Source organism: uncultured Albimonas sp., from assembly GCF_963977235.1.
Taxonomy (GTDB): domain Bacteria; phylum Pseudomonadota; class Alphaproteobacteria; order Rhodobacterales; family Rhodobacteraceae; genus Albimonas.
Window position 1 is genome coordinate 61,695 of record NZ_CAXBOD010000018.1, and the last position, 11,163, is coordinate 72,857.

9 protein-coding genes and 1 tRNA gene are annotated in these 11,163 nt (G+C 74.3%); 4 read left to right on the top strand and 6 right to left on the bottom strand.

Going from position 1 to position 11,163, the window contains the following annotated elements:
• Window positions 1-69 precede the first annotated feature (69 nt).
• Window positions 70-606, bottom strand: coding sequence for an inorganic diphosphatase (gene ppa, locus AAC134_RS11120; RefSeq protein WP_339949159.1), 537 nt, complete (start codon window positions 604-606; stop codon window positions 70-72).
• A 211-nt stretch (window positions 607-817) separates the two neighbouring features.
• Between ppa and AAC134_RS11125 the strand changes: the two genes are divergently transcribed.
• The gene (locus AAC134_RS11125) at window positions 818-2,551 is read left to right on the top strand and encodes a calcium-binding protein (RefSeq protein ID WP_339949160.1); all 1,734 of its coding nucleotides are present in this window, start codon (window positions 818-820) and stop codon (window positions 2,549-2,551) included.
• Between the two features lie 76 nt (window positions 2,552-2,627).
• On the opposite strand, the gene AAC134_RS11130 is transcribed toward AAC134_RS11125, so the two are convergent.
• Window positions 2,628-3,572 (bottom strand): DMT family transporter, encoded by a 945-nt coding sequence (locus AAC134_RS11130; RefSeq protein WP_339949161.1) that lies wholly within the window; start codon window positions 3,570-3,572, stop codon window positions 2,628-2,630.
• A complete protein-coding gene (gene aroQ, locus AAC134_RS11135; protein WP_339949162.1) occupies window positions 3,569-4,015 on the bottom strand; it encodes a type II 3-dehydroquinate dehydratase in 447 nt (148 codons plus the stop codon). Before aroQ ends, AAC134_RS11130 begins: the two co-directional genes overlap by 4 nt.
• Before the next feature lie 157 nt (window positions 4,016-4,172).
• On the opposite strand from aroQ, the gene AAC134_RS11140 reads away from it, so the two are divergent.
• Window positions 4,173-5,504 carry an FAD-binding oxidoreductase gene (locus AAC134_RS11140; protein ID WP_339949163.1) on the top strand — a complete coding sequence of 444 codons (1,332 nt, stop codon included), beginning with the start codon at window positions 4,173-4,175 and terminating at the stop codon, window positions 5,502-5,504.
• Window positions 5,505-5,908: 404 nt separating this feature from the next.
• Here AAC134_RS11140 and AAC134_RS11145 read toward each other — a convergent pair.
• A tRNA-Leu gene (locus tag AAC134_RS11145) sits at window positions 5,909-5,989 on the bottom strand.
• Between the two features lie 198 nt (window positions 5,990-6,187).
• A complete protein-coding gene (locus AAC134_RS11150) occupies window positions 6,188-6,946 on the bottom strand; it encodes a molybdopterin-binding protein (protein ID WP_339949164.1) in 759 nt (252 codons plus the stop codon).
• 40 nt (window positions 6,947-6,986) lie between these two features.
• On the opposite strand from AAC134_RS11150, the gene sfsA reads away from it, so the two are divergent.
• Window positions 6,987-7,709 (top strand): DNA/RNA nuclease SfsA, encoded by a 723-nt coding sequence (gene sfsA / locus AAC134_RS11155; protein ID WP_339949165.1) that lies wholly within the window; start codon window positions 6,987-6,989, stop codon window positions 7,707-7,709.
• A gap of 162 nt (window positions 7,710-7,871) precedes the next feature.
• Here sfsA and AAC134_RS11160 read toward each other — a convergent pair whose 3' ends face one another.
• Window positions 7,872-9,398 (bottom strand): calcium-binding protein, encoded by a 1,527-nt coding sequence (locus AAC134_RS11160; protein ID WP_339949166.1) that lies wholly within the window; start codon window positions 9,396-9,398, stop codon window positions 7,872-7,874.
• A gap of 381 nt (window positions 9,399-9,779) precedes the next feature.
• Here AAC134_RS11160 and map point away from each other — a divergent pair, with 381 nt between their 5' ends.
• A complete protein-coding gene (gene map / locus AAC134_RS11165; RefSeq protein ID WP_339949167.1) occupies window positions 9,780-10,592 on the top strand; it encodes a type I methionyl aminopeptidase in 813 nt (270 codons plus the stop codon).
• Window positions 10,593-11,163: the final 571 nt, after the last annotated feature.

Here is an 11,163-nt window from a genome sequence, read left to right on the forward strand (position 1 = left end):
AACGCCCGGCCGATGCGGCCGGGCGTTTTCGGTTTCACCGAGGGGACGGGCCGCGCGGGCCCGCGGGCCTCACTTCTTGACGGCGTCGACCGACTTCTGAAGGATCTGTTCGGCCTCGGCCTTGTCGCCCCAGCCGATCACCTTCACCCACTTGCCGGCCTCGAGATCCTTGTAGTGCTCGAAGAAGTGCTTGATGCGCTCGCGGGTCTTGGGGGCGATGTCCTCGAGGTCCTGGATATGGGCCTGGAACGGGTCGACCTTCTCGACGGGGACGGCGATCAGCTTGTCGTCCATGCCGCCGTCGTCTTCCATCTTCAGCACGCCCACCGGGCGGCAGCGGATCACGACGCCCGGCGCGAGGTCGAAGTCGCACAGCACCAGCACGTCGGTGGGGTCGCCGTCGTCATGCAGGGTGTTGGGCACGAAGCCGTAGTTGCACGGGTAGAACATCGGCGTGTTGACGATGCGGTCGACGAAGACCGCGCCCGAGTCCTTGTCGATCTCGTACTTCACGGGCGCGCCGCCGCCGGCGCCGCCGGTGATCTCGATCACCACGTTGATGTCGGAGGGCGGGTTCTTGCCCGCGGGGATCGCGTCGAGGTTCATGACAGGTCCTTCGTTCGGCGTCCGGAATGAGCCGCGCGGCGCTTAGCACGGGTTGTTGCGCCGCGGAAGGGGCGGGGAGCCGCAGGGGTCCGCCCCGGGCCTCCCGTCGGAGCGGGGCGCGGGGGCAGCCGGCGCTTGGTTTCCGCGCGTCCGTGGGCTAACCCTCGAAGCCAGAACCAATTCTCGCCTCGATATTTCAGGATTGCCGACGATGCCCGACTCCTCCCCCCTGCGCCTGAGTTTCCGTCTGGCGCGCGACGGCGTGGACTTCGCCCGCCGGGTCGTCGAGATCGCGGGCTTCCCCGACGAGGTCCTGCTGGTCGCCACCGGCGACGGCCCGGTGCGGCTGGAGGTGAGCGAGGCGCGGGTTTCGATCCCCGAGGCCGACCCCGGGCCGGGCGGGCGGCTGGTGTTCTCGATCCGGCGCGACGACCGCGGGCGCGACCTTGTGGACACGCTGCGGCTCGAGGAGCCTTCGGGCGACGTCGCGGTCCTCAGGGGCCTCGAGGCGCCCCTGAAACGGGTGCAGGCCTGGCTCGAGGCGGCCGAGGCCGATCCGCTGCAGGCGGGCCTGCCGCGCGGCTGGTTCCGCGGGCGCGACCTGCAGGTGCTGGGCGGGGAGGCGAACGAGGACCTCTCGGGCCGGGCCGGCGACGACCTGATCCGGGGCGGCGCGGGGTTCGACACCCTGCGGCTCAGCGGGGGCGCCGACACGCTCTGCGGCGGGGCCGACATAGACCGGCTGGTGATCGCGGGCGCGGGCGAGGGCCAGCGCACGGGCGTGATCGTGGACTATCGCCGCAACCTGCTGACGGGCGCGCCTGGCGAGAGCGAGATCCGCGGGATCGAGCGCATCGAGGGCGGCCGCGGCGGCGACATCGTGATGGGCGGCCGCGGCGACCAGACCTTCCTCGGCCGCGGCGGCGAGGACCGTCTCGATGGCCGCGGCGGCGACGACGTTCTGTTTGGCGGCGCGCGGGCCGACGACCTCTACGGCGGCCGCGGCGACGACCAGCTGCTCGCGGGGGGCGGGCGCAACGCGCTCCATGGCGGCTCGGGCGACGACCAGTTGTGGAGCGGCCCGACGGGGGGCGACCGGCTTTTCGGCGGGCGCGGGGACGATGCGGTCTGGGGCGGCGCGGGCGCCGATCTTGCGCGCGGCCGCGCCGGCGCCGACCTGCTGCTGCTCTCGGGCGGCGACGACGCGGGTTCGGGCGACCAGGGCGACGACTTTCTCTTCGGCGGCGCGGGCGAGGACGCGCTGCACGGCAACCGCGGGCGCGACGCGATCTGGGGCGGCGAGGGCGACGACGAGATCGAGGGCGGGCGCGGAGCCGACTCGCTCGACGGCGGGGCCGGGGACGACGCGATCGCGGGCGAGGCCGGCGACGACGTCCTGGCGGGCGGCGACGGCGCGGACACGCTCGAAGGCGGGACCGGCGCGGACGCGCTCTACGGCGGCGCCGACGATGATCGCCTCTCCGGCGGCGCGGGCGACGACACGCTGGTCGGCGGCGCGGGCGCGGACCGGCTCGAGGGCGGCGCGGGCGACGACGTCCTGACCGGCGGGGGCGAGTCGCGCGAGCTGGAGGCGCCCCAGATCGCGGCGCCCGCCGTGCCCTCGGAGGTCTGGGAGCATGAGACCCAGGGCGGCACGGGCTGGAGCGGCGCGGGCCTGATCTCGACCGTGACCGTCTCCCGTCCGGGGCCGGTCGTCATTGCGGACGCCGACGTCTTCGTGCTCGACGGGGCGGGCGTCGACACGGTGACCGACTTCGAGCAGGGCGTTGACCGGATCGAGCTCGCCGCCGGGGTGGGCTTCGCCGACCTGCGCCTCGAGACCGACGGAGACGACCTGCGCCTGCTGCTGGAGGCGAGCGACCAGGCGATCGGCGTGCTGCTGGGCGCGGGGGCGCTGAGCCTGGGCGCGGACGACTTCGTCTGAGGCGGTGGTCGAGCCGGCCCCGGTTCGTCTGAGGCGGCGGTCGAGCGATCCCGCAGGGGCGGCCGTCCCCGGTCGCTCAGACCCCGGGGGCGGCGCGGCGCCGCTCGGCGCGCAGGTTGATCAGGTTGGCGGTCAGCACCAGCGCGGCGCCGGCGAAGACGGCGACCTCGAGCGGCTCGGCATAGAGCAGCATGCCCACCACCGCGATCATCGGCAGGCGGCCGAAGTCCATGGGAGCGACGACCGTGGCGGGCGCGCGCGACAGGGCGCGCGCCACGCAGTAGTGCGCCGCCAGCCCGCAGACGCCGATCAGCACGATCCAGGGCAGGGTGCGCGAGGGCAGCGCGATGTCGAGGTCCGCCCCCGCGCACACGAAGCCCATCACCGCCTGGATCGCGCACATGAAGAACATGATCGAGACGGTGCTCTCGCTCGCGCTCAGGCGCTTGGTGAGCATGATGTTGAAGGCGAAGCCCACGGCGGCCGCCAGGGCCGCCGCCTGACCCGGGCCGAAGGCCGCGCCGGCCTCGCTCGCCCAGGGTTGGGCGATCACCAGGATCCCGGCAAAGCCGATGGCCGCGGCCAGCAGTCGGGCGCGGGCGAAGCGCTCGCCCAGCACCAGGGGCGCGAGCAGGGCGATCCAGATCGGCGAGGTGAACTCGTAGGCGAAGACCTGGGTCAGAGGGATCACGGCCACCGCGTGGAACCACAGGTTCTGGCCGGCGAAATGGAAGCAGTTGCGCGTCAGGTGCAGGCGCATCCGCCGGGCCCGGATCAGGGGCAGGGCGCCGGACGCGGCCGCCACGGCCACCACGATCACGAGCGAGATCACCGAGCGGAAGGCGAGGATCTCGAACGTGTCGAGCTCGGCCGCGGCCTCGCGTCCCGCCACCGCCAGCGCCGAGAAGCAGCACAGCGCCAGCGCCATCCAGCCGGCCGCGGCCAGCGGGCTTTCGGCGACCGGCGCGGCGGGAACCAGCGGGTCCGCGGTCGCGGGGCCGCCGGGGGCCGAGGGGCTCACGCCCCGGCCGCGGTCATCTCCGCCGCCGCGTCAAGCGCCATCAGGTAGCCGGGCGCCCCGAAGCCCATGATCACGCCGTCGGCGCGCAGCGAGACGTAGGAGTGGTGGCGGAACGCCTCTCGCCGGTGGGTGTTGGTCAGGTGCAGCTCGATCACCTTGCCGTCGAAGGCGCGCAGGGCGTCGAGGATCGCGACCGAGGTGTGGGTGTAGGCGCCGGCGTTGAGGATGATCGCCTCGACGCTCCCGCGCGCCGCATGGATCCAGTCGACCAGCGCGCCCTCGTGGTTGCTTTGGCGGAACTCGAGCGCGAGGCCCCGCCGCTCGGCCCGCTCGACGCAGCGCGCCTCGATGTCGGCAAGCGTGTCGGCGCCGTAGATCTCGGGCTCCCGCAGGCCCAGAAGGTTCAGGTTGGGGCCGTTGAGGATCAGGATGCGGGCGGTCATGGCGGGCTCCGGAGGGGGCGCTGGGGCGGGCGCGCAATGAAGCCGATAACCGGCCGGCGGGCAAGGGGCGTCTTCCGGGGGCGCCCGGCCCCGAGCGGGCTTGACCCCGGCCGGCCGGCGGCCGAGCGTGGCGGCGGCAATGCAGCGGAGGGTCTCGATGAACCAGCATGGCGGAGACCAGGGCGGGGGGGCGCAGGTCGGGGGGGCGCAGGACGGGGCGGCGCAGGACGGGGCGGCTCGCGACGCGGCCGCGGGGCGCCGGGCCATCGTGGTGGGCGCGGGGATCACCGGCGTGGCGGCCGCGATCGGGTTGCGGCGGATGGGCTGGCAGGTGACGCTCGTCGACCGCGCCCCGCCCGGCGACCGCGGGGCGGCGAGCTTTGGCAACGGCGGGATCCTGGCGCGCTGCTCGATCGTGCCGGTGCCGGTTCCGGGGCTGCTTGCCAAGGCCCCGCGGATGCTGCTCGACCCCAATGAGCCGCTCTACCTGCGCTGGTCCCATGTGCCGCGCATGGCGCCGTTCCTGCTCCGCTACCTCTCCTACGGGCGCGAGCGTCATGTCCGGCGCATCGCCGCGGCGCTGGCCGGCCTGACCGGCGACAGCGTCGAGGAGCACACCGCGCTCGCCGCCGGCACGGGCGCCGAGCGGTTCATCCGGACGGGCGACTACGGCCACCTCTTCCGCAACCGCGCGCAATACGAGAAGGACGCGCTCGGCAACGCCATCCGGGCCGAGCATGGCTTTGTCCCCGAGGAGGTCGACCGCGCCGGGCTGCTCGAGCGGGACCCCGCGCTGGGCGAGGCCTGGACCTTCGGCGCCATCTACCCCGGTCATGGCTGGATCCTGAACCCCGGCGCCTATGTGGCGGCGCTCGCCGAGCATTTCGCGCGCGAGGGCGGGGTGATCCGCCGGGCCGAGGTCGCGGCGCTCGACGGCGAGGGCAAGGTGACCCTCGCAGGCGGCGCGACGATGCGGGCCGATCGCGTGGTGCTGGCGGCGGGCGCCTGGTCTGCGAGGCTCGCCGCGGGCCTGGGCCTGCGCCTGCCGATGGAGAGCGAGCGCGGCTATCACCTGGCGCTGAAGAACCCCGCCTCGCGCCCCGCGCATCCCTGGATGGTGAGCGAGGTCAAGGCTGTGACCACGCCGATGGATTTCGGCGTGCGCCTGGCGGGGATCGTCGAGTTCGGGGGGCTCGAGGCCGGGCCCTCGGCCGCCCCGCCCAGGCTGCTGCGCGCCGCCGCCGCCCGGATCTGGCCGGGGCTGGAGTGGGAGGCCGAGGAGGAGTGGATGGGCCATCGCCCCGTGCTCGCCGACAGCCTGCCCGCCATCGGAGAGATCCCCGGCGCGCCGGCCGTGATCGCGGCCTTCGGCGGCCAGCACGTGGGCCTGACCGCGGGGCCGCGGATCGGGCGGCTGGCCGCCGGGATCGCCGCGGGACAGGCGCTGAACGAGGACCTCTCGGCCTGCGCGCCGGGACGCTTCCGATAGGGCTCGCCGCCGCGGCGCCCTGACGGGACATCGCGCGGGATTTCACCGGAATCGTCGATCCCCTGCGCCCGGGCGCGTCGCCGGGGCGGTAGCGCCTGCGGGGCTCGACCCGCCGCCTCTTGCCGGCGCCAGCGGCGCGGACGGCGCGCTGGGGCTGATGCCGGGCGGGGCGAGGGTTGGGGGCCTCGGGATCTTGGGCGTGCCGTTCGCCGGCCTGGTCGCGGCGCGCCCGGCGGGGCAGGCGGGCGGGGTCTTCGACGTCGCCACGCTGGTGATCGTGCGCGAGCTCGGGTTCGCGCTGTTCCCGGCTGTCGTCGGGGTTGAGACGGCCGACCGTATCCTGACCGCGCTTCGTCGAAGGGGGGCGGCCTGTCGAGGATCGCCTGCAGGGCGGAGGGCCGGGGTGCCCGCTGCGGGAGTCGAACCCGCACGCCTCTCGGCCAGGGTGTTTAAGACCCATGCGTCTACCGTTCCGCCAAGCGGGCCCCCGCGCCCTGATTAGGACGCCGGATCGGCTTAGGAAAGGGGCTCGGGTCGCCTGACGCGGCGAGGCCCGCGCGCGGCGGCCGCCTGCGACCGCAGGGCGCGCGCCGCCGCCGCGCCGCCCCGGGCGGAGGCGGTGTCGGCCCCGCGCGCCCGGGCCGCGCGCCGGCGCTCGGCCGGTCGCGCGCGCCGGGCGGGCCTCAGATCGGCGGCAGCTCGGTGACTTCGGTCGCGCCCAGCGCCTTGCACATCGCGCGCAGGGCCTGGGCGGCCTGGGCCAGCTCGTCGCGGTCCTGGCTGCGGGCCACGATCGTCGCCCCGTAGCCGCCCTGATAGAACGGGTAGCTGCCGAACGAGATGTCGGGATGGGCGTTGGCAAGCTCGGCCAGAGGGCCGGCGATGTCGCCCTCGGCCATCGGGATGCGGAAAGCGTGGCTCAGCATCGGCGGCCCGCCCTCGAGCGTGGGGCGCACGCTCTCGACCATGGCGTTGAAGATCAGCGGCACGCCGGCCATGACGTACACGTTCTCCATCTTGAAGCCCGGCGCGCCGGAGACCGGGTTGGCGATCAGCGTCGCCCCCGCCGGGATCCGGGCCATGCGCAGCCGCGAGGGGGTCAGCTTGTCGGGGTCGCCATAGTGGGCCAGCAGGATCTCGCGCGCGTCGGCGCGCACGTCGATCTCGACGCCGAAGGCCGCGGCCACGCACTCGGCGGTGATGTCGTCGTGGGTCGGCCCGATGCCGCCCGAGGTGAACACATAGGTGTTGCGCACGCGCAGCTCGTTGATCGCCGCGATGATCGCCTCGCGATCGTCGGCGACCACGCGCACCTCCCGCAGGGCCGCCCCGGCCTCGGTCAGAACGCTGGCGAGGTGGTGCATGTTGGCGTCGCGCGTGCGGCCCGAGAGGATCTCGTCCCCGATCACCACCATCGCCGACGTGGGCATGTCGTCCTTCATCCGTCTTGTCTCCCGCGCGCCATCGGATAAGGGTCCGGGCATGGAATTCCCGCTCCCCCTCGTCAAGGCACGGCTGGTCCGTCGATACAAGCGCTTTCTGGCCGACGCGGTGCTCGCGGAGGGGCCGCGCGCGGGCGAGGAGATCACCGCCCACTGCGCCAACCCCGGCGCGATGACCGGGCTGGCCGAGCCCGGGACGGAGATGCGCCTCGCCCCGGTCGCCGACCCCGCGCGAAAGCTGCGCTGGTCGTGGAAGCTGGCCGCGCTGCCGGGCGGGGGCTGGGCGACCGTGGACACGAGCCTCGCCAACAAGGTGGCGGGCGAGGCGCTGCGCGCCGGCCTCGTCCCCGCTTTCGCCGGCTTCGACGAGGTCCGGGCGGAGGCCAGATACGGCGAGCGCTCGCGCATCGACTTCCTGCTGAGCGCCCGCGACCGCCCCGACTGCTATGTCGAGGTCAAAAGCGTCACGCTGAGGCGCGAGGGGCGCCTCGCGGAGTTCCCCGACGCGAAGACCGCGCGCGGGGCGAGGCACCTGGAAGAGCTGTCGGCGATGGTCGGACAGGGCGCCCGCGCGGCGATGCTCTACCTCGTCCAGCGCACCGACTGCGACCGGGTGGGTCTTGCCGCCGACATCGACCCCGCCTACGCCGCCGCCTTCGCGCGGGCCCGCGCCGCCGGGGTCGAAGCCTTCGCCCACGCCTGCGAGATCACGCCCGAGGGCATCCGCCTGGGCGCCCCCCTGCCGGTGATCCCGCCGGCCTGAGCCAGGGGCCCGCGACCTCGCCCCTCGCGCCGCCCGTGGGCCGGACTTTCGACGCCTGCCAGGAGGGCGCCAGGCGCCGCGCCTGCCGCGCGCCGCGGGCGGACCGACGCAATGGGGCGCCACGTCAGACGCGGCGCCCCCCTCGATGTCGCCTGCGGCCGATCAGAACAGGACGTCTGCGGCCGACAGCTCCGCCGCCTCGACCCCCAGCAGCTGCACCGAGCCGCGGCCGCCAAGCGCGTCGAGGTCGATCAGCACGCCCGCCTCGTGGTCGTGCGCCGCCTCGCGCAGCTGGGCCATGCGCCCGCCGCCCTCGACCGCCAGGCGGGTCAGGTCGAGCTGGTCGGCCCCGGTCTCGAAGTCGGCCACCACGTCGTCGCCCGAGGCGCGGCCGAAGACGAAGACGTCCCGCCCGCCGCCGCCCGTCAGCGCGTCGTCGCCGCCGCCGCCGATCAGCCGGTCGGCCCCGTCGCCGCCCTTCAGCTCGTCGTTGCCGCCCTTGCCGCGCAGCTCGTCCCGACCGCCGCCGCCGAAGAGCGCGTCGTCCCCCTCTCCGCCGACGAGCAGGTCCGCGCCGGCCCCGCCGCGCACGGCGCCTCCGACCTCGCCCGAGCCCATCCCGAACAGGTCCGCGCCCCCGCCCAGCCGCACGTCGCCCGAGATCTCGCCGCCGCCGTTGCGCACGACGTCGTCGCCTGCCCCCATCTCGACGTCGCCCAGCACCGCGCCGAGGTTGCGCAGCGCGTCCCCCGCCGCCCCCAGCGACACCGCCGCGCCCGGCGCCGAGAGCACGCCCGTATTGGTCAGGATCAGCGTCTCCGCCTCGAAGCCGCTGGTCAGGCTCACGGCGGGGCCCTCGAAGGCGGCGATCTCGCCGCTGTTGATCACCTCGCCCCCGGCCTCGAACAGGGTGATCCCCCGGTCGCCCGCGATCCGGCCGGCGTTGGTCACCACGACCGAGACCGCGTCCTGGATCGCCAGGCCCTGGCCCGACATCCCCTCGATCACGCCGGAGTTGTCGATCGCGACCGCCTCGAGCGAGCTCGCCAGCACCCCGCGCCTTGCGCCGAGGATCTCGCCGACATTGCCGATGTCGACCCGATCGTCGCCCTCGCCGATCACCGTCACGCCGTCCGAGGCCCCGCGCAGCTGGCCCAGGATCTCGCCGGAGTTGGTCAGCGACAGCCCGCCGTCCCGCACGTAGATCGCGGTCGAGAGCCCGGAGATCCGGCCCGCGTTGCTCACCGACAGCTCGCCCACGTCGACGGCCTGCAGGCCGTATCCCAGCGAGCCGGTCATCCGCCCGCTGTTGTCCACGAGGCCCGAGGCCGCCTGCGAGAGGATCACGCCATGCGCGCCCCAGATCTCGCCGGCGTTGTAGACGCGCAAGTCGTTGGCCGACAGGGAGGCGCCGTGGCTCCCGTAGCTTTCCATGTCGCCGCGCAGCAGGCCCTGCGCCCCGACGCTGAGCTGGTGGAGCCCCCCCGCCCCGTCCGCGTCGAGCGTCAGCCCGTCGCCTTCCACGCCTGTGGCCGAGCCGTCGATGGCGACGGTGACGCCGGTTGCGCCCGCCGCGCCGAGGATGGCGTCGCCGGCGACGACCAGGGCGACGTCGCGCCCGACATAGAGCGAGTCGCCCGTGACGAGCGTCCGGGTCGCATTGCCCGGGGTTTCGATGATGGCGGTCAAGGAAGTTTCCCTCTGGTTCGCGCGCGTCCCCCACGGCCGCGCGTCGACCCCGGCCGGAGGACCGGCCGGGCGCCGCCGTCGCAGGCTCGCGGATACGCGGCGTTCCTGTCGGGCGGATGTCAAAACCTTCCGGAGTTCAATCCATAAGGCAAGCTCGGGATGCCCAGCGGGGGCCCGGCCCCGCCGCCGTCCCGCCCCCGTCCCGCCCCCGTCCCACCCCCGTCCCGACGTCGCAACGTCAAGGCCGGGGCCGCGATTCTCGCGCGCTCGCCGCGTGGCGCGACGGAGGGGCCCGTCGCCAATCCCGCCGCGATGGGCTAATCTCTCGTTCGACTGACAAGTTCGATCCGATGTGAAGCGATGTGCAGGAGGACAGGGGGCATGGACGCGCCGCAGCCCGCCGTGACGGCCGAGGGAATCCGCATTTACCGGGCCGACGATTTCGCCGGTATGCGCGCGGCAGGCCAGGTCGCCGCCGGCATCCTTGACCGGATCGCCGAGCATGTCGCCGTCGGCGTCTCGACCGAGGAGCTCGACGCGCGGATCGAGCAGGACATCCTCGACCAGGGCGCGGCCTCGGCCACGATCGGCTACCGCGGCTATCGTCACGCCTCGTGCATCTCGGTCAACCACGTGGTCTGCCACGGGATTCCCGGACCCAAGAAGCTCAAGGACGGCGACGTCCTGAACATCGACGTGACGGTGATCGTGGACGGCTGGTACGGCGACACCTCGCGCATGTTCGTGGCCGGCGCCCCCAGCCGCCGGGCCGAGCGACTGATCGACGTCACCCACGAGGCGCTGATGCGCGGCATCGCCGAGGTGCGTCCTGGAAACACCTTCGGCGACATCGGGGCCGCGATCCAGAGCTACGCCGAGGGCGAGCGTTGCTCGGTCGTGCGCGACTTCTGCGGCCACGGCGTGGGGCGCGAGTTCCACGAGCCCCCCAACGTCCTGCATTTCGGTCGTCGCGGCGCCGGCGCGGTGCTGCGCCCGGGCATGTTCTTCACCATCGAGCCGATGGTGAACCTCGGCCGCGCCGAGACCAAGACCCTGGCCGACGGCTGGACCGCGGTGACGCGCGACAAGAGCCTCTCGGCCCAGTTCGAGCATGCGGTGGGCGTGACCGAGGAGGGCTGCGAGGTCTTCACCCTCTCGCCCGCCGGCCGTTTCCACCCGACCTGGGCCCGCTGAGCGCGCCCCGGCCGGGCGCCTTTCGCGCGCGCGTCCGACGCCGTTGGCGCTCCGGTTCAGCGCCCTCGGCGCCGTGATCCGGCGCCGTTGGCTCGGCGACCCGGCGCCGTTGGCGCCATGGTGAAGTCCCCTCCGCGATCTTAACCCTGCGCTAACCCTGGGCCGTCAGGTTCTGGGCGTCCGTCTGAAGCGGAGTCGCGCATGGGCCAAAGCGCCTCGAATGAAGAATCGCTGCGCGAGGCGCCGTTGCTGCCCGGCCTCGCGCCGTCCCGGTCTGAAGACAGGGACGCCGAGACCGTTGGGCGGCGCGGCGCCGCCGCCTCGGCCGGAGGGCCGGATGCGGCGCGCCCCGACACACCCGCTGTCGAGGTCTCGCCCGCCTCGACCGCACCCCCCGCCGCCGTCCCCGGCCCGCAGGAGGGAACCATGGCCGAACCCGTTTCCCCTTGCGGGACCCGAGGCGAAGACGCCGGCGGCGCGGCCGCCCACGCGGCCTCCGCAACCCGCGCCGACGCCCCCCCCGCCGCGGCCCGCGAGGCCTCATCCGACCGGGCGCCCGCCGGCCTCGCTC